Raw genomic sequence first — 25,787 nt, 5'->3', positions numbered from 1 at the left:
ATGGCGCGCACACCGCTTCTGCAACTGAATGAAATTTCGCTGACCTGGGGCGGCGATCCGATCTTCGACGGGCTGTCGCTGGTCGTGCAGCCGGGCGACCGCGTGGCGCTGGTGGGCCGCAACGGGTCCGGCAAGTCCACGCTGATGAAGGTCATGGCCGGGCTGGTGGAGGTCGACAAGGGCGAGCGCACGCTCGCCCCCGGCGTGACCACCGGCTACATGGAACAGGACCCCGACCTGTCGGGCTACGAGACGCTGGGTGATTTCGCCGCCGCCGGCCTGCCGGAGGGCGAGGAATACCGCGTCGCCATGGTGGCCGAGGGGTTGAAGCTGAACCCCGAGACGCGCATCGACGCCGCTTCGGGCGGGGAAAAGCGGCGTGCGGCGCTGGCCCGGCTGCTGGCGGCCGAGCCGGAGCTGATGCTGCTGGACGAACCGACCAACCACCTGGACATCCAGGCGATCGAGTGGCTGGAGGACCATCTGAAGTCCACACGCGCCGGCTACATCCTGATCAGCCACGACCGTGCCTTCCTGAAGGCGCTGACAAAGGCGACCCTGTGGATCGACCGGGGCGCCGTGCGGCGGAGGGAGCAGGGCTTTGACGGCTTCGAGGAGTGGCGCGAGGCCACCTGGGCCGAGGAGGACGAGGCCCGTCACAAGCTGGACCGCAAGATCAAGGCCGAAGCCCGCTGGGCCGTGGAGGGCATCAGCGCCCGCCGCAAGCGCAACCAGGGCCGTCTGCGAGCGCTGGCCGACATGAAGGCCGACCGCGCCAGCCAGATCCGCCGCCAGGGCACGGCGGCGCTGGAACTGGAGAGTGGCCCCACATCGGGCAAGCGGGTGATCGAGGCGAAGGAGATCACCAAGACCTTCGGTCACCGCGTGATCCTGCAGCCCTTTGACATCCGTGTGCAGCGGGGCGACCGCGTGGCCTTTGTCGGCCCCAACGGGGCGGGAAAGACGACCCTGCTGAAGATGCTGACCGGAGAGATCGCGCCCGACAGCGGCACCGTCACCCTGGGGTCGAACCTGCAGATGGCGGTGTTCGACCAGACCCGCGCCCAGTTGGACGGCAACGCTACCCTGTGGGAAAACCTGACGGGCGATCCGCTTCTGGGCGTGTCGGGCCGGGCCGATCAGGTCATGGTGCGGGGCACACCGCGCCATGTGGTCGGCTATCTGAAGGACTTCCTGTTCGACGACGCGCAGATGCGCGCGCCCGTCCGGTCGCTGTCGGGCGGGGAGAAGGCACGTCTTCTTCTGGCCCGGATCATGGCGCGCGAGTCCAATCTGCTGGTTCTGGACGAACCGACCAACGATCTGGACGTCGAAACGCTGGACCTTCTGCAGGACGTTCTGGGCGAATATGATGGGACAGTGTTGCTTGTAAGCCACGATCGGGACTTCATCGACCGGGTCGCAAACACCACGATCGCGCTGGAAGGTGAAGGGAAAGCCACCGCCTATGCCGGCGGGTGGAGCGATTATCAGGCCCAGAAGCAGGCGGTCGAGACCCCCGCCGAACTGGCCTCCGCGACTCGATCTTCCGCCTCTGCGAAGCCCGCGGCGAAGGCCGCCGCGAACGGCCTGACCTTCACCGAACGCAAGCGTCTGGAGGCCTTGCCGGCCTTGATTTTAAAGCTGGAGGGCGAGATTGGTAAACTGGAAGAGCTGCTGGCCACGCCCGACATGTTCAGCCGCGAACCCGTCAAATTCGGCAAGGCCAGCGACATGCTGAAGGAGCGTCAGACGGCCTTGGCGGCCGCCGAGGAGGAATGGCTTGCGCTGGAAGACAAGGCGTCCGCCTGACACGGCTGTGTAAAAAATTCGTGACGCCGAACGCTCTGGCGTTTGGCGTCAGAAAGCACAATTTCCGTCCTGTCCCGACCGGCCATGCCCGTCGGACGGAAGAAACGGAGAATAAGAATGAAACGTATCGCAGCACTCGCCCTTGGCACCGCAGCCGTCCTTGCAGCCCCGACCGCCTTCGCTGGTGGCCCGGTTGTTCCGGTTGCTGAGCCTGTTGTCGCCGCTCCCGCTCCTGTTGCTGTCGTGGCCCCGGCCACGGGTGACTGGAACGGCGGCTACCTGGGTGCGCAACTCGGCTACGCCGATGGTGGCGACGTTGACGGCGACGGCGCCCTCGGCGGCATCCACGGCGGCTACCGCTGGGATCTGGGCCGCACGGTCCTCGGCGTCGAAGGCGCCTACAACTCGGCCGACGTGTCGAGCGATGACGACGCCATCAAGCTGGACAACCTGGCCACGCTGACGGGCCAAGTCGGCTACGACTTGGGCCGCACGCTGGTCTACGCCAAAGGCGGCGTGGCTTACGGCGACGGCGACTTCCTGGGCCAGGACAGCGCTTCGGACTACGGCTACACCGCCGGTCTGGGCGTCGACTACCAGCTGAACCAGAACTGGACCGTTGGTGGTGAAGTCTCGACCTATGTCTTCGACGATTTCGACGACACCGGTGTCAGCTACAACCCGACGGCTGTTCAGCTGAAAGCGGCCTACAACTTCTAAGATCCTCCGGATCGGAAGTGCGGGGCGTGGAGGGAAACCTCCGCGCCCTTTTTCATTCGGACGTCGCGTGCTATCTGCGCGGGACAGCCGGAGGGATGCCATGAAGCTTTACAACACCCGCACCCGCGTGAAGGAGAATTTCACGCCGATCGACCCGTCGAACGTGCGGATGTATGTGTGTGGCCCCACCGTCTATGATCGTGCCCATCTGGGCAATGCGCGCCCCGTGGTGGTGTTCGACACGCTGTTCCGGCTGCTGCGGCACCTTTACCCGACGGTCACCTATGTCCGCAACTTCACGGACGTGGACGACAAGATCAACGATCGCGCCGCCGCCACCGGCCGCGACATCCGCGACATCACGGACGAGACGATCGGCTGGTATCACGCCGACACGGACGCCCTAGGCGCCCTGCGCCCGACGCAGGAGCCGCGGGCCACGGACTACATCGCGCAGATGATCTCGATGATCGGCACGCTGGTAGACCGCGGCCACGCCTATGCGGCCGAGGGGAATGTCCTGTTCGACGTGCGAAGCTACCCCGACTACGGCACGCTGTCGGGCCGCTCGGTGGACGACATGATCGCCGGCGCGCGGGTGGAGGTGGCGCCCTTCAAGCGCGATCCGATGGATTTCGTGCTGTGGAAGCCCTCCGACGCCACTCAACCCGGCTGGGACAGCCCGTGGGGCAGGGGGCGGCCGGGCTGGCACATTGAATGCTCCGCCATGGCGTTCGACCTGCTGGGCGCGACGTTCGACATCCACGCCGGCGGCATCGACCTGCAGTTCCCGCATCATGAGAACGAGATCGCGCAAAGCTGCTGCGCCCATCCCGAAGGCGGCTTCGCCCGGTTCTGGCTGCACAACGAGATGCTGCTGGTCGAAGGGCGGAAGATGTCCAAGTCGCTGGGCAACTTCTTCACCGTGCGTGACTTGCTGGATCAAGGCGTCCCGGGCGAGGTGATCCGCTTCGTTTTGCTGTCCACGCACTACGCCCGCCCAATGGACTGGACCGAGGAAAAGGCCCGGCAGGCGGAGACGACCCTGCGCAAGTGGCACGATCTGGTGGAGGGAGTGGCGCCGACCGCGCCCGAAGATGCCGTGGTCGCGGCCCTGTCGGACGACCTGAACACGGCGGGGGCCATTGCCGAACTGCACTGTCTGGCGAATGCAGGGCAGGCGGCGGCCTTGCTCGGTTCAGCGCAACTGCTGGGGTTGCTGTTGCCCGGCATGGGGCAGTGGCGGCAGGTGGCCGGCCCCGGGGACGATGTGGCGGATCTGGTGGAACGGTTGCTGCAGATCCGGGCCGAGGCCCGCAAAGCCCGGGACTTCGCGCGCGCCGATGCGTTGCGCGACGGTTTCGTAGCGGCGGGCGTGGTGGTCAAGGACACTGCCGGCGGCGCGGAATGGACATTGGCCCCGGGCTTCGATGCCAGCCGCCTGAGGGAACTGCTGTGAGCCTTGACGCCTGCGCCGCTCTGGTCGCCAAGGGCGATCCCGACCGGTTCGCCGCGCTGATGGCGGCACCGGTGGCGGCGCGCGCACGGCTTCTGCCGCTGTATGCCTTCAACCTCGAAGTGGCGCGCGCGCCTTGGGCCTCGGCCGAGCCGATGATCGCCGAGATGCGCCTTCAATGGTGGGCGGATGTGGTGGAGGAGATCGCCGCCGGCGTCGCACCCGCGCATGAGGTGGCGGCCCCTCTGGCCACGCTGGTGCGGGAACAGGGCCTGCCGACCGGTCTTCTGGCCGAGATGGTGGAGGCCCGGCGCGCCGACATCTACGACGACCGTCCGGATGACGCCACATTTGCCGCCTATATCGACCAGACCGCCGGTCACCTGATGTGGCTGTCCGCCTTGGCGTTTGGCACGGATCCCAAGGCGGAGGGGGCCATACGCAACGTGGCTTGGGCCCAAGGTCTGGCGACGATGCTGCAGGCCTATCCACAGCTTGCGGCGCGTGGCCGACAACCTTTGCCCACGGACGACCTGAAAACCCTCGTCGGCACAGGGCTGAAGAAGCTGAAGATCGGACGTTCCGCCGCGAAGGGAGCCGCCGTTCTGCCTGCATGGCAGACGAAGGCCTTGCTGCAACTGGCCCAGGAGCATCCGGAATACGTGCCTCAAGGTCGGCTGAAGCTGAGCGAGATCCGGAAGCGTGGGCTGCTTCTGTGGCACGCGTTCCGTTACGCCTAGCAAGGATAAGGTTACATAATACCGATTATATTCATTTCGTACGGGGGCGATTTCATCCTCCCGTTTGGGCCCGATCCCGCAACACTGCACCCGGGTTCAGGATGCCTTCCGGGTCCATGACGCGCTTGATGCCGCGCATCGTGTCCAGCGCGACCGGATCAGCATAGCGCTCCAGGTCCTGCACCTTCAGGCGCCCCACGCCATGTTCCGCGCTGAAGCTGCCGTCATGTTCCGCCACGAGGTCGTGGACCAGCACCGTCATCTCCGCCGCCTCGGCCGCGTATTCCGCGCGTGTCCGGCCTTCCGCCGGGAACAGGTTGAAATGCAGGTTCCCGTCGCCCAAGTGCCCGAAACAATTGATGCGGATGTCGAAGGAATGCAGAAGGATCTTCGCATCCTCGATGAACGCCGGAATGGCCGAGATCGGAAGCGCCACGTCGTGGCTGGCGATGGCCCCGACCCGGCGGTTCCCTTCCGGAATGCTTTCCCGCAAGGTCCAGAAGGCCTGCCGCTGGGCGACCGACTGCGCGATCAGCCCGTCCCAGACCTGCGCGTTGTCGGCCCCTTCGGTGAAGATCGCCTCCAGCGTCCGGTCGGGGTCCATGTCGGGTGGCAGCCCCAGTTCGATCAGCACCATCCACTCCGCATCCTCCACGGGAAGGCGAAGTTCCGGCATCGTGGCGGCCAGAAAGCGCAGGCCCTGCCCCGAGATCAGCTCGAACGCGTCCACCATTCCGGGCGCGCGGCCCTGGGCGATCTGCAGAAGATTCACCGCCGCCTGCGGATCGGCGACGGTGAACAGTCCCGTGGCATACTGCGCCGGCCGCGGGAACAGCTTCAGGCTGGCCGCGGTGATGATGCCCAGCGTGCCTTCCGACCCGATCAGCAGGTGGCGCAGGTCATAGCCCGTGTTGTTCTTGCGCAACCGGCGCAGCCCGTGCAGCACGGCCCCGTCGGCGCGCACCGCCTCCACCCCCAGGCACAGGTCGCGGGCGGTGCCATAGCGCAGGACGTTCAGCCCGCCCGCATTGGTGGCCAGAAGCCCCCCGATCCGCGCCGTCCCTTCGGAGGCGAGGGCCAGCGGAAACAGTCGCCCTGCCCCTTCGGCCGCTGCCTGCACATCGGCAAGGATGGCGCCCGCCTCGGCCACGATCACGTTCTCCGTCGCGTGCACCGCGCGGATCGCCGACATGCGTTCCATCGACAGCAGCAAGGGCATGGGGCCCGTGGTCATCACCTGACCGCTGACCAACCCGGTTCCGCCCCCGATCGGCACCACGCCCACGCGGGCGGCATGGCAGGCGGCAAGGATCATCGACACGTCGTCCACCGTGCGCGGCAGCGCCACGGCGGTGCCGATGCCGGGAAAACGGCCGCGCGGTTCGCTCAGATGGCGCGGCTCGGCTGGGCGCAGCGTGTCGCGGGGAAGCCGCGCCTCCAGATCCGCCAGAAAAGGCGCATCGACCGCGTTCAGCATCAGCCCGCCCCTGCCCCTGTCCGCCCGCGCCGGTCATGGCGCAGCGCCGCATAGAGGACGTGGTTCCGCCAGCGCCCGGCAATCTGCAGATAACTTTGCGCCACGCCCTCATACTTGAACCCGCAGCGTTCCAGCACCCCGCGCGAGGCGGCGTTCTCTGGCAGGCAAGCGGCCTCAAGGCGGCTCAGGTCCAGGTTGTTGAAGGCGAAGTGCGTCAGCCCCAGAAGGCCTTCGCGCATGTAGCCCTGCCGGGCGAAGGGCTGCCCCATCCAGTAGCCCAAGGTTCCGGACTGCGCCGGCCCGCGCCGGATGTTGTCCAGCGTGATAGCGCCCACCAGCGTCTCGTCCTCGCGCCGGATCAGCACCATGGGCATGGCGGACCCGTCCGCGATGGACCGCGCTGACCACGTCACGCGGTTGGAAAAGGCGCGGCGGGTCAGGTGATCGGGCGACCAGATCGGATCCCAGGGCTGAAGGAACTCGGCGCTGCGGGCGCGCAGGCTGGCCCAGGCGGTGTAATCGCTGTGCTGCGGCAGGCGAAGCGTCAGGCGCTCCGTCTCGATCCGGGGGGAACGCCGCAGCCCCAGCATCAGGCGGCCAGCCTTTGGCGGATCGCGTCCAGATCCGGAGCCTTGCCCACCTGCCCGTACAGCGCAAGCGCCGCGGGCGAGGTCAGCAGCTTCGCCCCATACTCGCGAACGTCCGCGGTCGACACGGCGTCGATGCGCTCCACCGCGTCCTCCACCGCCGGCACGTGGCCCCAGATCGCCAGAAGCCGCGCGATCCGTTCGCAACGCGAGGACGGGTTTTCCAGCCCCATCAGCATTCCGGCCTTCATCTGGGCGCGGGCGCGGTTCACCTCGGCGTCCGTCATGTCCTCGGCGGCGCGCTTCAGCTCGTCGATGGTCAGCCCCGTCAGATCGCCCAGATCCGCGGCCGAGGTGCCGGAGTAGATGGTCATCTGCCCCGTATCCTCATACGCCCCCGCCTGCGCGAAGATGGTGTAGCAGAGGCCCCGCTCCTCCCGGATCTTCTGGAACAGGCGCGAGGACATGCCCCCGCCCATCGCCATCGCATAGACCTGCGCGGCATAGACGTCGGGGTCACGATACGCGGGCGCGGCGAAGGACAGGGCGAAATGGGCCTGTTCCAGCGTCTTCACCTCGCGGCGTTCCCCGCCGGTGAAATCGGCGCGGGCCAGCGCGGATTGGTTCAGGCGCGTCATGCCCCCGAACTGTTCGGTCGCCTGCGCCACGATCGCGTCATGGTCCACGGCGCCGGCGGCGGCCAGGATCATCTGGTCGGGGCCGTAATGCTCGGATACGAAGCGGCGCAGGTCCTCGCTCGTGAAGGACGACACCCGCTCCTCGGGGCCCAGGATGGTGCGGCCGAAGGGCTGGTCGGGATAGGACGCCTCGTGCAGCCAGTCGAAGATGATGTCGTCGGGCGTGTCGAGGGACTGGCCGATCTCCTGCAGGATCACGCCCCGCTCCACCTCGATCTCGCGCGTGTCGAAGACCGGGTTCAGAAGGATGTCGCCGATCACGTCCAGCGCCAGCGGCACGTCGTTTTCCAGAACGCGGGCGTAATAGGCCGTCATCTCGCGGCTGGTATAGGCGTTGATGTAGCCGCCCACATCCTCGATCTCCTCGGCGATCTGCAGGGCGCTGCGGCGCTTCGTGCCCTTGAAGGCCATATGCTCAAGAAAATGGGCGATGCCGTTCTGTTCGGCCCGTTCGTGCCGCCCCCCGGCCGTGACCCAGATCCCCGCCGAGGCGGATTTCAGCCCCGGCATGTGTTCGGTGACGATGCGGAAGCCGTTGGGAAGTGTGGTCAGGCGGACGCTCAACGGCCGGTCCTTTCAAGGATGAGGGCTTGCAGCGCCGCAAGATCGTTCGTCACCCGCGTCACCTGTTCGGCGCGGGTGAACAGGTCGGCCATGTGCGGCGGCAGTTCGGGGCGCGCGGCGCCTGCGGCTTCGACGGCGTCGGGGAACTTCGCAGGGTGCGCGGTCGCCAGCGTGATCATGGGCGTGGCGCCCAGATGCTGCTTCGCCACCGCGACGGCCACGGCCGAATGCGGGCACAGAAGCTCTCCGGTTTCGGCCAGAACCTCGCGGATCGTGGCGGTCGTCTCCTCTTCCGACACGCGACCCGAGGCGAAGGTGCCCGACAGCGCCTGAAGCGCGCCCTGGCTGATCGTGAAGCCGCCGGCCTTCAACTCGTCCATCAGCTGGCGCACGGCCGCCCCGTCGCCGTCATAGGCGTAGAAAAGCGCGCGTTCGAAGTTCGACGACACCTGGATGTCCATCGACGGGCTGATCGAGGGCACGACGCCGTCGGGCTTGTATTCGCCCGTGCTCAGCGCGCGGTGCAGGATGTCGTTCTGGTTGGTCGCAACCACCAGCTTCTCGATCGGAAGGCCCATGCGCCGCGCGATGTATCCGGCGAACACGTCGCCGAAGTTGCCCGTCGGCACCGTGAAGCTGACGGCCCGGTGCGGCGCGCCCAGCGAGGTGGCGGACGTGAAGTAGTACACGACCTGCGCCAGCACCCGCGCCCAGTTGATGGAGTTCACGCCCGCCAGCCCCACCGCGTCGCGGAAGGCGAAGTCGTTGAACATGTCCTTCACGCGCGCTTGGCAATCGTCGAAATCCCCGTCCATCGCGAAGGCATGGACGTTGGCCTCGGCCGGTGTGGTCATCTGGCGCCGCTGCACGTCCGACACGCGGCCATGGGGGAACAGGATGACGACATCCACATTTTCCAGCCCCTTGAACGCCTCGATCGCGGCCGATCCGGTGTCGCCCGAGGTGGCGCCCACGATGGTGATCCGCTGCCCCGATTTCGCCAGCGCGGCCTGCATCAGCTGGCCGATCAGCTGCATGGCGAAGTCCTTGAAGGCCAGCGTCGGGCCGTGGAACAGCTCCAGCAGGAAGTGGTTCGGGGCCAGTTGCACCAGCGGCGCGCGCGCGTCATGCGCGAAACCGGCATAGGCCGCGGTGATCAGGTCGCGCAGTTCGGCGTCGGCGAACGTGTCGCCGGTGAAGGGGCGGATGACGCGGAAGACCACCTCCTCGTAAGGAAGGCCGGCCAGGGCCGCGATCTCGTCCGTCGTGAAGGTTGGGATCGTTTCGGGCAGGTACAGGCCGCCGTCCCGGGCCAGACCGGTCATCATCGCCTCGCCAAAGGTCAGAACGGGCGCGGTTCCACGGGTCGAGATATACTTCATTGCGTCACATTTCCTTCGTCACGCCGCTTGATACGCCACTGCGACAGCACTGTCATCCCTGTCAACAGCGCGGCAAGGGCAAAGCCGATCATCGCGTAGCGCCAGTGATGCCCACGCGCCGCACCGGGATCGACGGGAACCGGCACGATCCCGTCCCCCGTGGGGGTGGTGGCCACGATCAGGACGGGCGCCGCCCCGGCGTCGCGTGCAAGGGTCCCCAGTCCGTCCGGCCAATCCAGATTGCCGTTCGCCTCGATCGCCGTCGCGGTCAGGGGCTCGTTCTTCCACGCGTCGTAGATGAAGCCGCGGTCGATCAGCAGGCGACGGCCCCCAACCTCGATCGGCTGGATCACGCGAAAGCCGGGGCCCATCTGCAGATGGTCCATGGCTTGCAGAATGGGATTGCCCGTCAGCGTGCCTTCAATGCGGACGGCACGGAACAGGTCGCGCGCGGGATCGGGCGCATCCGGCAAGGCGTCGGGGATGCCCTTCAGGGCAGGCGCGGCCGCCGCCAGACGCGCCTCGGCCGCCTGATGTTCGCGGATCTGCCAGCCGCCGGCGAACAGGCACGCCAGTGCCAGCCCGCCCAAGGCCGCCGGGGCCCATGTCCATCGTCCGCCTTGCGTCACGTCCACCCTCATCCACAGTCGACCCACATTAAGGATCGTCCGCGGAAACGGCAAGGTCACGCCAGCTTGGCCAGCGTGACCGCGAAGACCAGCAGCGCGAAGCCGGCCAGCACCCAAGCCAGCGCGCGATCGCGCCGCATCACCAGCCCCCCAGCCCGAAGGGCTTCAACGCCGCCTCGGCCAGGAAGGCCCCGAAATGGACGGCAAGGTAGAGGAGCGAGAAGGCGAAGACCTTTTTTTCCAGCTTGTAGCCGTCCGCTTCGGCCGCAGCCTCGTCCCGCCGCCAGATGCGCCAGGCGCCCCCGATGAAGATCGCGTTCGCCAGAACCGCGACCCCCATATAGACAGGCCCGCCGATGGAGGTCAGCCCCGCCCCGATCGCCACCGGCGCCAGCAGCAGCGTGTAGACGAGGATGTGCGCGCGCGTAGACTTGCGCCCGTGCGTCACGGTCAGCATCGGCACGCCCGCATCGCGATAGTCGCTTTTCATGAACAGCGCGAGCGCCCAGAAATGCGGCGGCGTCCACATGAAGACCAGCGCGAACATCAGCACGCTTTCAACCGACACGCCGCCCGTCGCCACGGCCCAGCCGATCATGGGCGGGAAGGCCCCCGCGGCCCCGCCGATCACGATGTTCTGCGGCGTGATCCGCTTCAGCCACATTGAGTAGATGACGACATAGAAGAAGATGGTGAAGGCCAGGAACGCGCCCGCGAACCAGTTCGCCGTCAGCCCCAGCATCACGACCGACAGCACCGACAGCGCCAGCCCGAACCACAGCACGTCCTGCGGCGCGATGCGCCCGGCCGGGATGGGCCGCCCCTGCGTGCGCTTCATGATCGCGTCGATGTCCGCGTCCCACCACATGTTCAGCGCGCCCGACGCGCCGCCGCCCAACGCGATGAACAGGATCGATGCGAAGCCGATCACCGGGTTCACGCCCACCGGCGCCACCAGAAGGCCGACCAGCGCGGTGAAGACGACCAGCGTCATCACGCGCGGCTTCAGCAGCGCGAACCAGTCGCCCGCCTGCCCGTTCGCCTCGAAACTGCGGATGTCGCTCATGCTGGTCCTCCGGGGGATGTGGGGCGTGGCTTACAGGCGCGCACGGGGGCTGGCCATTGGACATATCGCCCAAGGCTTGTTGTGCCCCTGCCCCCGGACACCATATACCTTGGGCAGATGCCGCGACCAGAGGACATGATGACCGACAGCCCCTTCCGCCCCTTCGAAAGTCTTCTGGACGAAACCACCGCCCTGACCATCCTGCGCGAAGCCGTCGCGGGCGCCGACGACGGGGAGCTGTTCCTGGAACGCCGCCGTTCCGAAGGGCTGATCCTGGACGACGGGCGCATCAAGACCGCAAGCTACGACGCCTCCGAAGGGTTCGGTCTGCGCGCCGTGCGCGGCGAAGTGGCGGGATATGCCCATTCCACCAAGATCTCCGAACAGTCGCTGCGGCGCGCGGCGGAAACGGCGCGGCTGGCCGTGGGCGACGGCGGCGGCACCTTGGCTCCGCCTCCGTCCGGCACGAACCGGCACCTTTACGCCGCGCTCGATCCCATCGCCGACGCCGCCTTTGCCGTGAAGATCGACACGCTGCGCGAGATCGACGCCTATGCCCGCAGCCTCGATGCGTCGGTGGTGCAGGTGTCCGCCACCCTTGCCGCCAGCGTGCAGGAGGTGGAGATCCTCCGCCCCGAGGGCCTGCGGCTAAGCGATGTCCGTCCGATGGCGCGGCTCAACATCTCCGTCATCGTGGAGCGGAACGGTCGCCGCGAATCTGGCGGCATGGGCGGCGGTGGGCGGCACGGCCTGTTGCAGCTGATGGACCCCGCCCACTGGAAGCCCGTCGTGGCCGAGGCGGTGCGGATCGCCACCCTGAACCTTGACGCCGTGCCCGCGCCCGCCGGTGTTCTGGACGTGGTGCTGGGCGCGGGCTGGCCCGGCATCCTGCTGCACGAGGCCGTAGGCCACGGGCTGGAGGGCGACTTCAACCGCAAGAAGACCTCCGCCTTCGCGGGCCTTCTGGGCCAGCGCGTCGCGGCCCCGGGTGTCACGGTTCTGGACGACGCCACCCTGCCCGACCGCCGCGGCTCGCTGACCATCGACGACGAGGGCACGCCTTCGGCCCGCAACGTCCTGATCGAGGACGGTATCCTTGTCGGCTACATGCAGGACCGCCAGAACGCCCGACTGATGGGCGTGGCCCCCACCGGGAACGGGCGGCGCGAAAGCTATGCCCACATCCCCATGCCGCGCATGACCAACACCTACATGCTGGGCGGGAATGGCGATCCGAAGGCGATCCTCGCCGATCTGAAGGACGGCATCTATGCCGTGGGCTTCGGCGGCGGTCAGGTGGACATCACGAACGGCAAGTTCGTCTTCTCCTGCACCGAGGCGTATCGTGTTCGCAACGGCGTGGTGCAGGAACCCGTCAAGGGCGCGACGCTGATCGGCGACGGGGCGACCGCGCTCCAGAACATCCGCGCCATCGGCAACGACATGGCGCTGGACCCGGGCATCGGCAATTGCGGCAAGGCGGGCCAGTGGGTGCCCGTGGGCGTGGGCCAGCCGACGCTGATGATCGGCGGGCTGACGATCGGCGGTTCGGCCACGTGATCGACAGGCTGAAGGCCGGCTGCTGACGATCAGCGGTCCGGCCATCTGATCGACATGCTCTGGCTCGACTGCATGGCCGACTTGACGATCGGACCTTCGGCCACCTGAGGAGCCGACTAAAGGTCGGTGATATGGCCGACCTGACGAGGGAGTTCTTCCGCATACTTGGTGAACGAAGAGGACCGAGCCGGAGGGGAGCTACGGCCTTCGTGAAATTTGCGAAGGCACCCTGCCTTACAAGGGCCACGCCCTCCTCTTCAACCCTGATCCCCGCAACGTCTCGTTAGATATTCGGGACGAGATCGAAACCTTCCGCCGAGACACCAGCCTTCGCTGTTTCCTTACCCCCGCAGCAACCTGCTAAGCCGCTTAAGCCGCCCTTCGCTACGTTCCACATGATGGGACGCACAATCGGCACATCCTGCGTGGCAGCGGCGGCGGGCAAGCGTCCCTCAAGGGGACGGAGCGCCGGCCGCCTCCCACGCAACCGTGAACCCGCCAAGGGCCGAGGCATCGCCTTCCACCCGTGCCACCAGACCACGCTCGCGGTCCTCGACCACCTCCACCACGCGGCCCCGGCCTTCCATGGCCGCATCGAAGACGCGGGTGATCGCCCGCCGCCGCAGGTCCGGCTTGAACACCTTGCCGACGGCGGTCTTCGGCATCTCGGGCAGGATCTCCACATGACGGGGCACGGCCGCGCGTTCACTGATGCGGGCGCGCGCGAACTCCCGCAACTCGTCGGGCGTGGCGGTGGCGCCGGCGACCAGTTCCACATAGGCGCAGGGCACCTCGCCCGCATGGGCGTCGGGCTGGCCGATGGCGCCGACCATCGCGACGGCGGGATGCGCCATCAGCGCCTCCTCGATCTCGGCCGGGTCGATGTTGTGGCCGCCGCGGATGATCAGGTCCTTCGCGCGCCCGGTGATGAAGATGTAGCCGTCGGCGTCGATCCGGCCCAGATCACCGGTGCGCAGCCAGCCATCGGTGCCGGGGCTGTTCACGACGATCTCCCCCGCGTCGATGCGCACCTGCGCGTAGGGCATCGCCAGCCCGACGGAGCCGACCTTCTTTTCCCCGTCCGGCGGGTTCGCGGCGATCAGGCAGGTCGCCTCGGTCAGGCCGTAGCCTTCGATCACTTCCACCCCCGTGGCGGTCTTGAAGCGGGTGAACAGTTCTCTTGGCAGCGGAGCAGAGCCGGAGAAGACCACGCGCAGGCTGGAGACGTCCGCATCCACCTTCCGCTGCATCAGCACCGACAGCGCGGTCGGGACGGCCACCAGATAGGTCGCCCCCCAGCGTTCGATCAGCTTCCACAGGTTGTCGAACACGCCCTTGCCGCGATAGCCGGCGGGCGTGGGCAGCACCACATGCGCCCCCGTCATCAGCGACGACATCAGCACCGGATAGGCGGCGAAGACGTGGAACAGCGGCAGCGGGCACAGGATCACGTCCCGGTCCGTGAACAAAAGCCGCCGCCCGACCCATCCGTTGTAGAGCATGCCGCCCACCCGGTGCCGCGCCAGCTTCGGCATGCCGGTCGTGCCGCCGGTGTGGAAGCAGGCGGCCACGCGATCCGCCTCGGGGTCGGGGAAGGTCAAACCGGGCGGTTGCGCGGCGGCGGCCCGGGCGAAATCCGTCACGTCCGCCCGATGCCGCACCGTATGGCGCGGCCGCAGCAGCGGCACGGCCCAGCTTTTGGGCGGGGCCAGATACGGCAGCAAATCCACCTCCAGCACTGTGCGGACGCCCGGTGCGTGGATCAGCGCCTCCGCCACCTTCGCCGCGATGTCGGTGGACGGAAAGGCCTTCAGCGTCACCACCACCCTCGCCCCGGTGTCCCGCAGCAGGCTGGCCATCTGCCCGGCGCCCAGCAGCGGGTTGATCGGGGCCGCGACGCCGGCGATCATGCCGCCCAGCAAGGCCGACGCCATCTCCGGCACGTTGGGCAGTATGATTGCCACCGTATCCTTCGGCCCCACGCCCAGCGACCGGAACAGGTTGGCCGCCTGCACCGCGTGGCGGTGAAGGTCGCCCCATGTCCACGTTATCGCCCGGGACCGGGGCCCGGACAGAAGCTGGAAGGACAGCGCGGGCCGTGCGGGATCGCGCAGGGCCAGCGCCCGGTGGATCGTCGCCGGCACGTCCTGCGCGGACCAAGGGCCCTCGGCCTCGATGGCGTCGCGGTCGGCTTGGGTGGCAAAGGGCATGGGACCCTCCGTCTGGGCTTACTGATCCGTGAATTGCAGCTTTGCCAGCCGCGCGTAAAGCCCCCCGTCGGCAATCAGGCTTTCATGCGTGCCTTCCGCGACAGTTTGCCCGTGATCCAGCACCACGATGCGGTCGGCCTTCTTCACCGTGGCCAGCCGGTGCGCGATGACGATGACGGTGCGGCCTTCGGCCAGACGCTCCATCGCGCGCTGGACCGCCGCCTCGGATTCGGCATCGAGGGCCGAGGTCGCCTCGTCCAGCAGCAGGATGCGGGCGTCGCGCAGGATGGCGCGGGCGATGGCGATGCGTTGCTTCTGGCCGCCCGACAGCATCACGCCGCGTTCGCCCACCTGCGTGTCATAGCCCTGCGGCAGCGCCGTCAGGAAGTCGTGGGCGGCGGCGGCGCGGGCGGCGGCCTCCACCTCGGCGTCCGTCGCCTCGGGGCGGCCGAAGCGGATGTTGTCGCGCGCGCTGGCGGCGAAGATCACCGGGTCCTGCGGGACCAGCGCCACCTCGCGACGGAAATCGTCGCGGGCCATGGTGGGCAGTTCAACCCCGTCGATGCTGATCACGCCCGCCTGCGGATCATAGAAACGCAGCAGCAGTTGCAGCACCGTCGTCTTGCCCGCGCCGGACGGGCCGACCAGCGCCACCGTTTCCCCCGGCGCCACGCGCAACGTGATGCCCGACAAGGCCGACTGGCCGGGGCGCTGGGGATAATGGAACAGGACGTTGTCGAAGACGATCTCTCCGCGCACGGGGCGGGCCAGCGGCATCGGGGCTTCGGGGTCCTGAACGGTGTCCTCGGCCTCCAGCAGCTCCACCAGCCGTTCGGTCGCGCCGGCGGCGCGTTGCAGCTCGCTCCAGATCTCGGACAGGGCACCCACGGCACCGGCCACCAGAACGGCGTAGATCACGAACTGCACCAGCTGGCCGGTGGTCATCCCCTCGGCCCGCACGTCACGCGCGCCGACCCACAGGATGCCCACCACGCCCGAGAACACCAGGAAGATGACGATCATCGTCATCACCGCGCGCGTGCCGATCCGGCGGCGGGCCGAGGCGAAAGTCTCCTCCGTCAGTTCGGCAAAGCGGGTGCGCACGGCGGACCCTTGCGTGAAGGCCTGCACGGTGGGGGTGGCCGTCAGGATCTCGGCCGCGTTGCCGGAGGATCGTGCGATCAGATCCTGGTTCTCGCGGCTGTGGTGGCGCAGGCGGCGGCCCATCACGACGATCGGGATTACCACCAGCGGCACCAGCAGCAGCACCAGCCCCGTCAGCTTCGCGGAGGTGAAGAGCATCAGCACCAGTCCCCCCGCCAGCATCATGACGTTGCGCAGCGCTACCGAGACTGACGATCCGATGACCGACAGGATCACCGTGGTGTCCACCGTCAGGCGCGAGATGACCTCGCCCGTGATGATGTTCTCGAAAAAGGCCGGGCTCATTGCCGTGACGCGGTCGAACAGGGCGCGGCGGATGTCGGCGATCACGCGTTCGCCCAGCCGGGTGACAAGGTAGTAGCGCGCCCCCGTCCCCACAGCCAGAAGCCCGGCGATGCCAAGAAAAGCCAGGAAGTATTCGTCCAGCAGAGCCTCGGTCGAGGTGCCGAAGCCGTCCACCACCCGCCGCACCGCGATGGGCAACGACAGGCTGGCCCCCGCCGTGACCGTCAGGGCGATCAGGGTGCCGATCACCATCACGCGGTACGGCCACAGGAACGGCACGAGCGCGCGCAACGTCCCCACCTTGCGCGACGATGCGCGGTCCGTGTCGTTGCGTCTGGCCATCTGCGTCCCCTTTTCGTCCGACGCGGGTTTAGGCCCATCATCCCCGGCGGGCAAGGCGCATCGCGCGGGCGTGATGGGGCTTCCCGCCGTCCCGCTTCCATGCCAACAAAGGCGGCACAGCACAGGGGATCGCCATGAACATCGACATGATCGAAGCCGCCGCCGCCCGGGCCCGGGGCCATGTCCGCCGCACGCCGCTGCTGGGATCGCCCTTTCTGGACGACCTTGCGGGACGCCGCATCCTGGTGAAGGCCGAATGCCTCCAGCACACGGGATCGTTCAAGTTCCGGGGGGCGTGGTCAGCGATCTCCGCCCTGCAGGGCGCGGCGGGCGTGATCGCCTTCTCCTCGGGAAACCACGCGCAGGGGGTGGCGCTGGCGGCGCGGATGCACGGGCTGCCGTCCGTGATCGTGATGCCGTCCGACGCCCCGGCCCTGAAGATCGCCAACACCCGTGCCTTCGGCGCGGAGGTGGTGCTCTACGACCGCCGCACCGAAAGCCGTGAGGAGATCGGCGAGCGACTGGCCCACGACCGCGACCTGACCCTGATCCGCCCCTATGACGAACCACTGGTGATCGCGGGCCAGGGCACCTGCGGGCTGGAGATCGCGGAACAGGCCGCCGAGCTGGGCGTGACCGAAGCCGACGTGCTGGTGTGCTGCGGCGGTGGCGGATTTACTGCCGGCATGGCGCTGGCCCTGGAAGGATCGCGCCTGCGGGTTCGCCCGGCAGAGCCCGAGGGTTTCGATGACACCGCTCGTTCCCTGAAAGCCGGAACGCGGCTGCACAACGGCGACGCGCAATCCATCTGCGACGCCATCGTCACCCCGGCCCCGGGCGAGATCACGTTCCCCATCCTTCAGCGCCTGTGCGGCCCTGGCCTCGTGGTTTCCGATGAGGAAGCCCTGCGCGCCATGGCCCTCGCCTTCCAGCGCCTGAAGATCGTGATCGAGCCGGGGGGCGCCGTGGCGCTGGCCGCGGCCCTTTTCCGCGACATCGAAGCGGAGACGGTGATCGTCACCGCGTCCGGCGGCAATGTGGATCCCGCCATGTTCCTCCGCGCGCTGGACACGCTCTGATGCCGCTGCTGCCGCTGTCCGACCGCGCGATCCAGTATGACACCCGTGGCGAGGGCGCGCCGGTCGTTCTGGCGCATCCCTTGGGCTTTTCGTCCGCGATCTGGGAGGGGATCACCCTGCCCGACCACCTGCGCGTCGCGTCCTACGACCTGCGCGGCGCACCGATGGGGGCCCTTGTCCGCGACGCCGAGGCGTTGATGGACGCGCTGGGCCTGCGCGACGCCGTATTCGTGGGTGCAGGCCTTGGCGGCTTGGTGGCGCAAGGGTTGGCCGTGAAGCGGATGGACCTGGTGCGCGGCCTTGTGCTGATGAACACGGCCGCCCGTGTCCCGGCCACCTCCGCCTGGCGGGCGGCGCAGACCACCGCCACCGACATGGCCCCGCTGATCGAGCCGATCATCGCCCGCAGCTTCGCCCCTGCCGCCCGCCGATCCGCCCCGGCGGACCGGGCGCGGGCGATGCTGTCGTCCTGCGATCCGGCGGTCTACGCGGCGGGCGCCGCGGCGATCGAGGGGACGGACTTCTACACGACCACCGCAACCCTGACCCTTCCCACGCTGGTGATGACCGGCGCGGACGATGCCATCACGCCGCCCGACCTTGCCCGGGAAACGGCCGATCTGATCGTGGGGTCCGAGTTCAGGTTGCTGCGCGGGTCCGGTCATTATCCCGCGCTAGACGCACCCCTTCCCCTATCGGAGGCGCTGAGCGCGTTTCTGGCGCGCATCGGGCATTGACGCGGAATCGGGCGGATCTATCTTTCGGGCATGGCTGACATATTCCGTATCATCATCGCGATCCTTCTTCCGCCGCTGGGCGTGTTCCTTCAGGTGGGCCTGCGGGGCGCCTTCTGGCTGAACATCCTTCTGACTCTGCTGGGCTACATTCCTGGCATCGTGCACGCGGTCTGGATCATCGCGCGCCGCTGATTGCGCTTGATCGCGGACGGGTGTCGCGACAACGTGAACGGATGCTCACGATCCTTCCCGAATCCCCGCTTCATCCTGATCTGGGCCTGCTGATGGAACGCCATCATCAGGCGATGCACGCAGACAGCCCGCCCGAATCCATCCATATGCTCAGCGCCGAACGGCTGGCGGAACCGGGCATCCGGTTCTTCGTCCTGCGCGATGATGGCCGTCCGGTGGGCATGGGCGCGTGGAAGGCCCTGACGCCCGATCATGCCGAGATCAAGTCGATGCACATCCTGACCGAGGAGCGCGGCCGCGGCCTTGCCCGTCAGCTGATGGAGTATCTGGTCGACCAGGCCCGCGCCGCCGGCTTCAAGCGCCTGAGCCTCGAGACCGGAGCGCAGGACAGCTTCGCCCCGGCCCGTGCCCTGTATGTGCGAGGCGGCTTCATCGAATGCGAGGCCTTTCCGCCCTACAAGCCGGACCCCAACAGCACATTCATGACGATGGCCCTCTAACACCTTGCGTCCTGCGCCTGCGTGACGCAAAAAGCGCGCGTGGCCCCGTAGCTCAACTGGATAGAGCAAGGACCTTCTAAGTCCTGGGTTGAGGGTTCAAGTCCTTCCGGGGTCGCCACTGCCCGCATAAGTATATGGCGAGAACGGATAAAGTCCCCAGTTTCCAGTCGGGTTTCCTGTTCCTGTGCTGCGTCCTTCCGGGTCATTTCGGCGTCATCCAATTGGTTCGCAAGCCGTATTTCATGGAAAACCAAGTTTCATCGGGCACGTCTATTGGGGCGAACTATCACGCAACCGCTCCGGCTGACGTAGCGTCTGGGTCTTTGGCGCGGCACTTTTTGCACACCACCTGCCAGTTTTCCGTCCTGCGATAGGCGCCGATGCGTCGCAGGTATAGCCTGACCTTGGCCCTTGGCAGAGAACGCATGCGCAGACGACGTCTTGACGAAGTTGCTTTGCACCGTTGCTTCCTCAGGCCGGTGAACAAAACGGCGGCTTGTCGGTTGATTGCCAAAGGGAGACCGACATGACCCAGAAACCCGACCAGACCCGCAACGACGAGCCGAAACGCGACGATGCACCTGCCGGCCAGCCGCAGAGCAAGGAGCACAGCCCAAACCCGGATCACACGTCTGATGACGCTCAGGCCAAATACGAAGGCTGAAGCCGCGGCCCTTAGTGCTTTATGCTGCGGAACGGCCTCGTATCGACCACCAAGTATAGGTCGAAGAGAATCGCACCGCTCTGGCAGGAGGCGCGCGGCAAGATCGTCGATGGATTTCTTAATACCATCTGTGCGCCGCAGAACAGGCCAATATCTTAAGGGCAACAGGCATGAAGAAGCCGCGGCGCTTGCGGGCGGCCGCGGCTCCTTTTGTGGACGTCCAGGTTAGCTGTCCTTGTGCTGATCCGGCTCTTCCTCGGGCATGATGTCGTCCGGCCTCTCCGGGATGATGTCGAGCGTGATTGGCGTGACCACGTTTCCAACCGGGTCCGGCCGGCGCTCGTCGTCTTCGCGATGTTCGGGATAGCCTGCCATCACTTGTCCTCCTCGGGGATACGGTTGCCGATGTGATCCTCGACCTGTTCGGTCAGGTTGTTCCTGCCGTCCTGGCCGCGGTCGCGCGAGTCCTGCGACTTGTCGCGGTTGGAAAGGATCTGGTTCTGCCCGATGTCCTCGGGCGCGATCTCGGACATGGCGCCGGTGCCGTCGCCTTTGCCCTGAACGTGCCCGCCGAACTTCTTGTGGTCTGCATGTGCCATGGTTGGTCCTCCTTGGGTACCAACGAAGTGCCGGGAACGATGTTCCTGCGCCAGCCATGCTGAGATGCTGATCTTGAGTGCGCGACGAACATCATCTTCCCATACGAACATCCGGGTGGACCGTCCGGATGAAATCTTGTCGGTGATGATCAGCGAACCTGCTCCACCACCCAGATACAGCCAGTTTCGCTGCTGGCGCCTCGGAATATTGTAAGTCGAGGATTTATCTAGACACGTGCGGGTATGAGCCTTCGATTTTTGTCTGCGGTAGCTGCGAGATAGTGCGGCCGAGGAGACGCGGCTTACGGCCATGCTGCGCCTTAGCGTACCAGCTTGCGACCTGGCGGGATCCGATTCAGCCAGTCCCCAGAGGAACGACTTGCGCAAAAGGCACAATGGCAGCCGCGCCGGCACCGGCCGCACACAGCCGAGGTTTGCCAAGTCAACTCCACCGACAAAGGGACTGACCCGTTGATCCTCATCGATCCAGTGATCGAGCCGATCCGGAACAGGGTCGTCTGCCCGTGCGCAACGCCGCTAACGTGACCCGACACGCCGATCCATGCTCACGTCGACCACAACACAGGTTCTCACCACAGCCAGACACAGGGCGACCAAAAGCCGGCTGCTCATTTCGATTTGTCAATACGGGGCATTGCCGGTTGCCATTCCGGGCAAGGGCGGGCGATAGTCGGGATGCCCCCCGAACAAGCGGAAACGCCTCCCCATGTTGACCGAACGCGACGTGTCCTTCTTCCATGTCATCGATCCGCCCGCACTTCTTCTGGACAGCATCATCCTGACCTGCACGCTGCGCCAGCACCTGCCCGGGGCGGAGGTGATCGCCTATTGCCCGGAAACCAAGCGCGATCTCGTCCCCGGCTACATCCGGGACTTCTACCAGCACATGGACGTGGACCTGCGCTTCATGCCTGCGGGGGAGTTTCAGCCCTATTACAAGCAGGGCAACAAGATCGTGGCCGCCTGCCAGCCCCGCAGCGCCAAGCACTCGGTCTTTCTGGACACCGACATCGCGATCGGGCGGCCCTTCGACATCAACCTTCTGGCCAAGGCGGGCCATGTGGGGGTGGTGCCGGAAGGCAAGTTCACCTGGGGCAAGGACCAGACCTGGTGGAACCGCGTGTACGAGAAGTTCGACATGCCCCTGCCCGAGGAGCGAATCCGGCTGAGCCGCGTTGCGCTTCCCAGCCTGCCCTATTTCAACGCGGGCATGGTGAGCTTCCCGACGGACTCCTCCTTCGCGGCCGAATGGATGGCCGTGGCGCTGGCGCTGGACGCGTATGAGGACATTCCCCAACGCCGCCCGTGGCAGGACCAGATCGCCCTGCCCCTTGCCATACAGCGCTCCGGCCTTGCGGCGGACGTTCTCGGCCCGATCTTCAACCTGTCCCTGACGCGCAACCTCAACAAGCCGCAAGAGGTGGAGCAGGAGATCCGTCGGGTCGACCGGGCCGACGGGATCATCCTGCACTTCCACCAGCCGCATTATCTGAACGACACCCGTTACGCCGGTGACGTGGATGCGGCCCTGCGCCGCTTCACCAGCTGGGACAGCGTGGACGCGATGATGGAAGGCCCACGCGAACGCAGCGCTCGCGCGGGCCACGTCTTCCACCAGTTTCACACGCTGAAGAACAACAAGCAGCGCACCCCGGAAGAGAACGAGCTGTTCAACAAGTACCGCACCGAGAAGGACGCGATCAACGTCGCGCGGCACAACATGGACATCTGGCTGAAGAGCCAGCCGGACTCCATCCTGCGCTGAAGCCCGGCCGCGACGCAATTGCTCCGTCCCGGCGCTGCTGCAGGGCGAGCCCTTGTAGCGATGTGGCTTTCGGCCATCCGGCGCCCGCGAGGGCACCGGACCGCCTTGCGGTCAGACGACTGTTACACCTTCGCCCGAAGCGACGGCCAGTGCTGCGACCACAGCGCTGCGATGGGCTTCGTATCGTTCCGGAAGCCGTGGAAGACGGTCGGATAGCACATGCCGGCTGCGGGATAGGCGCCGCCCGCCACACGGTCCACGTAATCCTTCCACGGGCGCCAGGCCGGGTGGAAAAGGCCAAGCGCGTGCAGCGCCCAGACCAGCCCCGCCGGCTGGTTCAGGCTGCGGTAATCCGCATCCAGCGCCGGGTTGATGCAGTTGTTGTTCTTCCCGTCATTGACGATCAGCCAATCCGGGTCCCCCACCTGCAGTTGAAACTTCGGCCGCATGAAAACCACATCCCCCTTGGCGAAGGGAATGGCGGGCTGGGCGTCGATCATCTCGGGCCGCACGCATGTCTCGTTTGCGCCGAGCGTGCCGGGATGGCGGGCGGTGACGGTGGCGCGGGCCCCGTCCCTTTCCCGCACGAGTTCCAGTCCCCCGACGCACAGGCGTGTCTGGTCGCCCTTCCAGCCCTGCGCCGTGTATTGCCGCATGAACGGCAGGCTGATCGACAGGCCGTCCACCGCATCGACCACACGGCGGCGGGTGATGGAGGAGCGGAACGGGTCGTCATGCGGCTCATAGGCGTAACGCAACGTTTCCGCCGTATGAGCGAAATACTGTTCGGGCCAGTTGCCGACGCGCTTCGTCGCCAGATCCTCGATCCCCTGCCCGAACGCCTTGCGCTTGAGGAGGATGGGCCCCAGCACGAATTGCCAGTGCCCGCCATCGGCGCCGATCTCCGGCCCGTCCCACTGGATGCCAAGGCTGATCAGCCCGCGCACCAGCGCCGTCTTTTCCGCCAGGGTCGGGATGTCGGTGCAGATCAGCATCATCGCCGTGTTGATCACGTTGCCGAGGTTGCGGCCGTAGTTCGTCTCGCAATCCCCGCTGTCGAAGGGGGTCAGCGTCTCGTACCCACCGTCGACATTGGTGCGGGTGGTCTTGCCGATGACCGGGTTGAAGCGCGAGATCCGCTCCACCAGAAAGGCCACGTCCACCGACACCCCGCCGCCGGGCAGGGCGGGAAGGCGGGACACGACACCGGCAAGGTCCAGAAGCGGGAACGCGGCCTTGCGCGTCGTGCGCACAACCGGCGGGGCAAAGGCGCGGGCTGGCGGCAGGGCATCGGTCACCTCCAGCGCGGAATACTGGGCCACCACCCCCCGGCGGGCGCCATAGGGGGATGCGGCCGTGGGCGTGCCCACGATCGGCCCCGGCACGCCCACCGACTTGAGGAGGTTGTCCCCGGCCTTCAGCGTCACCGGGAACGTCGCCAGCCGGGTCGCGTCAAAGGTTCCCATCGTGGCGCTGCCGGCGGCCCGCTGGTCCAGCCCGTGCATCCCGTCGCCGAGGGGATTCACCTCGGCCCCGTTCAGGACGCGCCCGAATTCGTCCCGTGCCGTGGGCGGCGACACGGAATGGACGGTGATCCCGGCGGTGGCCACCGCGGGCACCAGAACAAGAACGTCGTCCTGCGTCAGGCGGCTGCTTTTCGCCCCCGACACGACATAGGTCACGTTGCGGGCGACAAAGGATTGCGTGGTCACCGTCATCAGCGCGCCCCCGCCAGATGCAGGGCGTTCTGGGCGGCGTCTGCGTGTCTGCCTCGGATTGGGCAAGTCATAGAGGATCTCCTTGAACATCACGCGATTTGCGAGACCCTCAACCTGCCCCCAAGGTTTTTCGGAACGTTTGCGAGGGCGTGCGGCATCGATACAGGGCCTGCACATCCGCCGGCACGTCCGCCGTGTTCAGCCGGGCCCGATCCGTGTAGCACGTCATGGAAACATGCCGAAGGAACGCCGCATGACCACGACCGCCGCCGACAAGGCCGCCCTCCTCGCCACCTCCGTCCTGGTGCCCCTTGTCGGCTACCTGACGCTGACGCCGGGGGATGAGCTTCCGGTGGCGGCCCCCGGCAACGACAAGATCAACCACGCGCTGGCCTGGGCCGCGATGAGCTTCCCGCTGGCCGCGGCCCGTCCGCAGGCGATCAGGTGGATCCTGCCCGTGGCCGTGGCTTACGGGATCGCGGTGGAAATCCTTCAGCCCTTGGCAGGCCGGTCGCAGCAGGCTTCGGATGTGGTGGCCGACACCTTCGGCGCCCTGGCAGGATGCGGCCTTGGCTGGTTGCTGCACAGGGTTCTTATCGCGCGGCGGTAGGTTCCGGGGCGGGTATCCCTGCGCGTGCCGGCCGATGATCCTACTGGCGCCGAGCATGCTTCTGTCCGTCCATGTGCCGATCGCGTTGCATATGGGGAGACCCTGCCCTCAAGGCCGCCAAGCCCGCCGGTCATTGTGCTTGATCCTTGAGGACCTCCAGCGCCAAACAAACCATGCCTGTCTCGAGCCTCTGGCAAACAGGCCGAAACACCTACTTTCAAGCTTTCCAAGGCGACCGAAACATGGTCACGCTCAGCCGGAATGGCAAGGCAACTCAACTGAGACAACCGGTGTTGAGCCTGCTTGGCTAAGTCATTGATAATGATGGTACCGACTCCCCGGCTCGAACGGGGGACCCCCAGATCCACAATCTGGTGCTCTAACCTACTGAGCTAAGTCGGCACTGGGTGGGCGTTTAGCCCCCGGTTCGGGGGATTGCAACCCCCTTCTCGCTTGCATCCGGAACTTTCCGCGCTTACCCCCGAAGAAAGCAAGGAGCACATGGCCATGAGCATCGACAAGCAAAGCGACATCGCCGCGAACATCCAGATCGGCCCCACCACGCTGGGCATGGTCCGCATCTACATCGAGGCGGAGGGCATCGAACTCCCCCTCGACTTCGACCCGGACGAGGCAGAGGAGATCGCCGAGGAGCTGCTGGCCGCGGCCGAACGGGCGCGCCAGATGGGCGACAGCCCCGCCCCCGCCGGCAAGAAGAAGCGCTAGAACCGCGACAGCCCGAAATCCGGATCCCTCAGGCCCTGCAGGCGCTGCGCGGCGTGGCGGGCAAAGCACTGCACCATCGACTTGCGCCGCGCCGGGGCCAGCTTGTGTTCCGGCGCCATGCGCACGATCTCGGCGTCATAGGCGTCGGCCAGGATCAGGCCGGTGTCCTCGGGCAGAAGGTCGACCGGAAAGTCGGTGTCGACCGCCCAGAAGAACCGGTCGCACCATTCGCGGTAGTTCTGCCACTTGCGGTCCGACTGGAAGTCCGCGCGCCCGGACTTGCACTCCACGATCCAGATCTCCCCCTTCGGACCAAGGGCCATCACGTCGACGCGCAGGCCTGCGCAGGGCACCAGTTCGGGCACGGACACGTAATCCAGCGTCCGCAGATGCCGCGCCACGCCGCGCGCCAGCCGGAAACCGGGAGCTACAAGATCAAAGGGATCGGACATGCCCTTTGTATGAACGAAGCATGAACGGATGT

25 protein-coding genes and 2 tRNA genes are annotated in these 25,787 nt (G+C 66.9%); 14 read left to right on the top strand and 13 right to left on the bottom strand.

From position 1 onward, the window contains the following. The 4 genes from PIJ50_RS06955 to PIJ50_RS06940 all read left to right on the top strand — a co-directional run bounded on the left by PIJ50_RS06955 (position 1) and on the right by PIJ50_RS06940 (position 4,728). Positions 1 to 1,812: an ABC-F family ATP-binding cassette domain-containing protein gene (locus tag PIJ50_RS06955; RefSeq protein WP_271973904.1), complete on the top strand. Its 1,812-nt coding sequence runs from the start codon at positions 1 to 3 to the stop codon at positions 1,810 to 1,812. Positions 1,813 to 1,929: 117 nt separating this feature from the next. Further along, on the top strand, positions 1,930 to 2,532 hold the full coding sequence (locus tag PIJ50_RS06950; RefSeq protein ID WP_271973903.1) for an outer membrane protein: 603 nt from the start codon (positions 1,930 to 1,932) through the stop codon (positions 2,530 to 2,532). Positions 2,533 to 2,632: 100 nt separating this feature from the next. Beyond that, positions 2,633 to 3,991 carry a cysteine--tRNA ligase gene (gene cysS / locus PIJ50_RS06945; RefSeq protein ID WP_271973902.1) on the top strand — a complete coding sequence of 453 codons (1,359 nt, stop codon included), beginning with the start codon at positions 2,633 to 2,635 and terminating at the stop codon, positions 3,989 to 3,991. Continuing rightward, entirely contained in the window at positions 3,988 to 4,728 is a 741-nt protein-coding gene (locus PIJ50_RS06940; RefSeq protein WP_271973901.1) for a squalene/phytoene synthase family protein, read from the top strand. The genes cysS and PIJ50_RS06940 overlap by 4 nt, the downstream gene beginning before the upstream one ends. 52 nt (positions 4,729 to 4,780) lie before the next feature. On the opposite strand, the gene PIJ50_RS06935 is transcribed toward PIJ50_RS06940, so the two are convergent. The 6 genes from PIJ50_RS06935 to cyoE form a co-directional block, all read right to left on the bottom strand. Further along, on the bottom strand, positions 4,781 to 6,205 hold the full coding sequence (locus PIJ50_RS06935) for an FAD-binding oxidoreductase (protein WP_271973900.1): 1,425 nt from the start codon (positions 6,203 to 6,205) through the stop codon (positions 4,781 to 4,783). After that, positions 6,205 to 6,795, bottom strand: coding sequence for a GNAT family N-acetyltransferase (locus PIJ50_RS06930; protein ID WP_271973899.1), 591 nt, complete (start codon positions 6,793 to 6,795; stop codon positions 6,205 to 6,207). Before PIJ50_RS06930 ends, PIJ50_RS06935 begins: the two co-directional genes overlap by 1 nt. Continuing rightward, positions 6,795 to 8,054, bottom strand: a complete 1,260-nt coding sequence (locus tag PIJ50_RS06925) for a M16 family metallopeptidase (RefSeq protein ID WP_271973898.1) — start codon at positions 8,052 to 8,054, stop codon at positions 6,795 to 6,797. Before PIJ50_RS06925 ends, PIJ50_RS06930 begins: the two co-directional genes overlap by 1 nt. Continuing rightward, a complete protein-coding gene (thrC, locus tag PIJ50_RS06920) occupies positions 8,051 to 9,436 on the bottom strand; it encodes a threonine synthase (RefSeq protein ID WP_271973897.1) in 1,386 nt (461 codons plus the stop codon). The genes PIJ50_RS06925 and thrC overlap by 4 nt, the downstream gene beginning before the upstream one ends. Next, a complete protein-coding gene (locus PIJ50_RS06915; protein ID WP_271973896.1) occupies positions 9,433 to 10,092 on the bottom strand; it encodes an SURF1 family cytochrome oxidase biogenesis protein in 660 nt (219 codons plus the stop codon). Before PIJ50_RS06915 ends, thrC begins: the two co-directional genes overlap by 4 nt. Positions 10,093 to 10,204: 112 nt before the next feature. Then, positions 10,205 to 11,131, bottom strand: a complete 927-nt coding sequence (gene cyoE, locus PIJ50_RS06910) for a heme o synthase (protein ID WP_271973895.1) — start codon at positions 11,129 to 11,131, stop codon at positions 10,205 to 10,207. A gap of 138 nt (positions 11,132 to 11,269) precedes the next feature. Between cyoE and tldD the strand changes: the two genes are divergently transcribed. Next, positions 11,270 to 12,691, top strand: a complete 1,422-nt coding sequence (gene tldD / locus PIJ50_RS06905) for a metalloprotease TldD (RefSeq protein WP_271974184.1) — start codon at positions 11,270 to 11,272, stop codon at positions 12,689 to 12,691. Between the two features lie 452 nt (positions 12,692 to 13,143). Here the strand turns inward: tldD and PIJ50_RS06900 are convergent, their stop codons facing one another. After that, complete coding sequence (locus PIJ50_RS06900) at positions 13,144 to 14,901, bottom strand: acyl-CoA synthetase (RefSeq protein WP_271973894.1); 1,758 nt, start codon at positions 14,899 to 14,901, stop codon at positions 13,144 to 13,146. 18 nt (positions 14,902 to 14,919) lie between these two features. Then, on the bottom strand, positions 14,920 to 16,692 hold the full coding sequence (locus tag PIJ50_RS06895; protein ID WP_271973893.1) for an ABC transporter transmembrane domain-containing protein: 1,773 nt from the start codon (positions 16,690 to 16,692) through the stop codon (positions 14,920 to 14,922). Between the two features lie 134 nt (positions 16,693 to 16,826). Between PIJ50_RS06895 and PIJ50_RS06890 the strand changes: the two genes are divergently transcribed. The 6 genes from PIJ50_RS06890 to PIJ50_RS06865 all read left to right on the top strand — a co-directional run bounded on the left by PIJ50_RS06890 (position 16,827) and on the right by PIJ50_RS06865 (position 19,864). Continuing rightward, positions 16,827 to 17,771: a threonine ammonia-lyase gene (locus PIJ50_RS06890; protein WP_271973892.1), complete on the top strand. Its 945-nt coding sequence runs from the start codon at positions 16,827 to 16,829 to the stop codon at positions 17,769 to 17,771. Next, positions 17,771 to 18,508 (top strand): alpha/beta fold hydrolase, encoded by a 738-nt coding sequence (locus PIJ50_RS06885; RefSeq protein WP_271973891.1) that lies wholly within the window; start codon positions 17,771 to 17,773, stop codon positions 18,506 to 18,508. The genes PIJ50_RS06890 and PIJ50_RS06885 overlap by 1 nt, the downstream gene beginning before the upstream one ends. Positions 18,509 to 18,538: 30 nt before the next feature. Beyond that, positions 18,539 to 18,700, top strand: coding sequence for a YqaE/Pmp3 family membrane protein (locus tag PIJ50_RS06880; protein WP_271973889.1), 162 nt, complete (start codon positions 18,539 to 18,541; stop codon positions 18,698 to 18,700). A 41-nt stretch (positions 18,701 to 18,741) separates the two neighbouring features. After that, positions 18,742 to 19,200, top strand: a complete 459-nt coding sequence (locus PIJ50_RS06875; RefSeq protein ID WP_271973888.1) for a GNAT family N-acetyltransferase — start codon at positions 18,742 to 18,744, stop codon at positions 19,198 to 19,200. A gap of 41 nt (positions 19,201 to 19,241) precedes the next feature. Beyond that, positions 19,242 to 19,318, top strand: a tRNA-Arg gene (locus PIJ50_RS06870). A 408-nt stretch (positions 19,319 to 19,726) separates the two neighbouring features. Next, on the top strand, positions 19,727 to 19,864 hold the full coding sequence (locus PIJ50_RS06865; RefSeq protein WP_271973886.1) for a hypothetical protein: 138 nt from the start codon (positions 19,727 to 19,729) through the stop codon (positions 19,862 to 19,864). Between the two features lie 225 nt (positions 19,865 to 20,089). Here PIJ50_RS06865 and PIJ50_RS06860 read toward each other — a convergent pair whose 3' ends face one another. Continuing rightward, entirely contained in the window at positions 20,090 to 20,239 is a 150-nt protein-coding gene (locus tag PIJ50_RS06860; protein WP_271973884.1) for a hypothetical protein, read from the bottom strand. Further along, positions 20,239 to 20,463, bottom strand: a complete 225-nt coding sequence (locus tag PIJ50_RS06855) for a hypothetical protein (protein WP_271973882.1) — start codon at positions 20,461 to 20,463, stop codon at positions 20,239 to 20,241. The genes PIJ50_RS06860 and PIJ50_RS06855 overlap by 1 nt, the downstream gene beginning before the upstream one ends. A 727-nt stretch (positions 20,464 to 21,190) precedes the next feature. Here PIJ50_RS06855 and PIJ50_RS06850 point away from each other — a divergent pair. After that, complete coding sequence (locus tag PIJ50_RS06850; RefSeq protein ID WP_271973880.1) at positions 21,191 to 22,249, top strand: GT-B fold glycosyltransferase domain-containing protein; 1,059 nt, start codon at positions 21,191 to 21,193, stop codon at positions 22,247 to 22,249. A gap of 122 nt (positions 22,250 to 22,371) precedes the next feature. On the opposite strand, the gene PIJ50_RS06845 is transcribed toward PIJ50_RS06850, so the two are convergent. Then, a complete protein-coding gene (locus PIJ50_RS06845; RefSeq protein ID WP_271973879.1) occupies positions 22,372 to 23,967 on the bottom strand; it encodes a hypothetical protein in 1,596 nt (531 codons plus the stop codon). Positions 23,968 to 24,220: 253 nt separating this feature from the next. Between PIJ50_RS06845 and PIJ50_RS06840 the strand changes: the two genes are divergently transcribed. Further along, positions 24,221 to 24,577 (top strand): VanZ family protein, encoded by a 357-nt coding sequence (locus tag PIJ50_RS06840; RefSeq protein ID WP_271973877.1) that lies wholly within the window; start codon positions 24,221 to 24,223, stop codon positions 24,575 to 24,577. 325 nt (positions 24,578 to 24,902) lie between these two features. On the opposite strand, the gene PIJ50_RS06835 is transcribed toward PIJ50_RS06840, so the two are convergent. Further along, positions 24,903 to 24,979, bottom strand: a tRNA-His gene (locus PIJ50_RS06835). 105 nt (positions 24,980 to 25,084) lie between these two features. Between PIJ50_RS06835 and PIJ50_RS06830 the strand changes: the two genes are divergently transcribed. After that, positions 25,085 to 25,303 (top strand): DUF6324 family protein, encoded by a 219-nt coding sequence (locus PIJ50_RS06830; RefSeq protein WP_271973875.1) that lies wholly within the window; start codon positions 25,085 to 25,087, stop codon positions 25,301 to 25,303. Here the strand turns inward: PIJ50_RS06830 and PIJ50_RS06825 are convergent. Then, entirely contained in the window at positions 25,300 to 25,755 is a 456-nt protein-coding gene (locus PIJ50_RS06825; protein WP_271973873.1) for an MmcB family DNA repair protein, read from the bottom strand. The genes PIJ50_RS06830 and PIJ50_RS06825 overlap by 4 nt on opposite strands. Positions 25,756 to 25,787: the final 32 nt, after the last annotated feature.

The sequence above is a fragment of the Falsirhodobacter sp. 20TX0035 genome (genome assembly GCF_028307215.1).
Taxonomy (GTDB): domain Bacteria; phylum Pseudomonadota; class Alphaproteobacteria; order Rhodobacterales; family Rhodobacteraceae; genus Falsirhodobacter.
Note: the sequence above shows the minus strand (reverse complement) of the source record. Positions and strands in the feature narration are given on the sequence as shown.

What these genes read in the sequence shown, in the direction of transcription:
- PIJ50_RS06955 (WP_271973904.1), top strand. Translation starts at nt 1, where the DNA reads ATGGCGCGCACACCGCTTCTGCAACTGAATGAAATTTCGCTGACCTGG.
- PIJ50_RS06950 (WP_271973903.1), top strand. Translation starts at nt 1,930, where the DNA reads ATGAAACGTATCGCAGCACTCGCCCTTGGCACCGCAGCCGTCCTTGCA.
- cysS (WP_271973902.1), top strand. Translation starts at nt 2,633, where the DNA reads ATGAAGCTTTACAACACCCGCACCCGCGTGAAGGAGAATTTCACGCCG.
- PIJ50_RS06935 (WP_271973900.1), bottom strand. Translation starts at nt 6,205, where the DNA reads ATGCTGAACGCGGTCGATGCGCCTTTTCTGGCGGATCTGGAGGCGCGG.
- PIJ50_RS06930 (WP_271973899.1), bottom strand. Translation starts at nt 6,795, where the DNA reads ATGCTGGGGCTGCGGCGTTCCCCCCGGATCGAGACGGAGCGCCTGACG.
- thrC (WP_271973897.1), bottom strand. Translation starts at nt 9,436, where the DNA reads ATGAAGTATATCTCGACCCGTGGAACCGCGCCCGTTCTGACCTTTGGC.
- cyoE (WP_271973895.1), bottom strand. Translation starts at nt 11,131, where the DNA reads ATGAGCGACATCCGCAGTTTCGAGGCGAACGGGCAGGCGGGCGACTGG.
- tldD (WP_271974184.1), top strand. Translation starts at nt 11,270, where the DNA reads ATGACCGACAGCCCCTTCCGCCCCTTCGAAAGTCTTCTGGACGAAACC.
- PIJ50_RS06900 (WP_271973894.1), bottom strand. Translation starts at nt 14,901, where the DNA reads ATGCCCTTTGCCACCCAAGCCGACCGCGACGCCATCGAGGCCGAGGGC.
- PIJ50_RS06895 (WP_271973893.1), bottom strand. Translation starts at nt 16,692, where the DNA reads ATGGCCAGACGCAACGACACGGACCGCGCATCGTCGCGCAAGGTGGGG.
- PIJ50_RS06890 (WP_271973892.1), top strand. Translation starts at nt 16,827, where the DNA reads ATGAACATCGACATGATCGAAGCCGCCGCCGCCCGGGCCCGGGGCCAT.
- PIJ50_RS06885 (WP_271973891.1), top strand. Translation starts at nt 17,771, where the DNA reads ATGCCGCTGCTGCCGCTGTCCGACCGCGCGATCCAGTATGACACCCGT.
- PIJ50_RS06880 (WP_271973889.1), top strand. Translation starts at nt 18,539, where the DNA reads ATGGCTGACATATTCCGTATCATCATCGCGATCCTTCTTCCGCCGCTG.
- PIJ50_RS06875 (WP_271973888.1), top strand. Translation starts at nt 18,742, where the DNA reads ATGCTCACGATCCTTCCCGAATCCCCGCTTCATCCTGATCTGGGCCTG.
- PIJ50_RS06865 (WP_271973886.1), top strand. Translation starts at nt 19,727, where the DNA reads ATGACCCAGAAACCCGACCAGACCCGCAACGACGAGCCGAAACGCGAC.
- PIJ50_RS06860 (WP_271973884.1), bottom strand. Translation starts at nt 20,239, where the DNA reads ATGGCAGGCTATCCCGAACATCGCGAAGACGACGAGCGCCGGCCGGAC.
- PIJ50_RS06855 (WP_271973882.1), bottom strand. Translation starts at nt 20,463, where the DNA reads ATGGCACATGCAGACCACAAGAAGTTCGGCGGGCACGTTCAGGGCAAA.
- PIJ50_RS06850 (WP_271973880.1), top strand. Translation starts at nt 21,191, where the DNA reads ATGTTGACCGAACGCGACGTGTCCTTCTTCCATGTCATCGATCCGCCC.
- PIJ50_RS06845 (WP_271973879.1), bottom strand. Translation starts at nt 23,967, where the DNA reads ATGACGGTGACCACGCAATCCTTTGTCGCCCGCAACGTGACCTATGTC.
- PIJ50_RS06840 (WP_271973877.1), top strand. Translation starts at nt 24,221, where the DNA reads ATGACCACGACCGCCGCCGACAAGGCCGCCCTCCTCGCCACCTCCGTC.
- PIJ50_RS06830 (WP_271973875.1), top strand. Translation starts at nt 25,085, where the DNA reads ATGAGCATCGACAAGCAAAGCGACATCGCCGCGAACATCCAGATCGGC.
- PIJ50_RS06825 (WP_271973873.1), bottom strand. Translation starts at nt 25,755, where the DNA reads ATGTCCGATCCCTTTGATCTTGTAGCTCCCGGTTTCCGGCTGGCGCGC.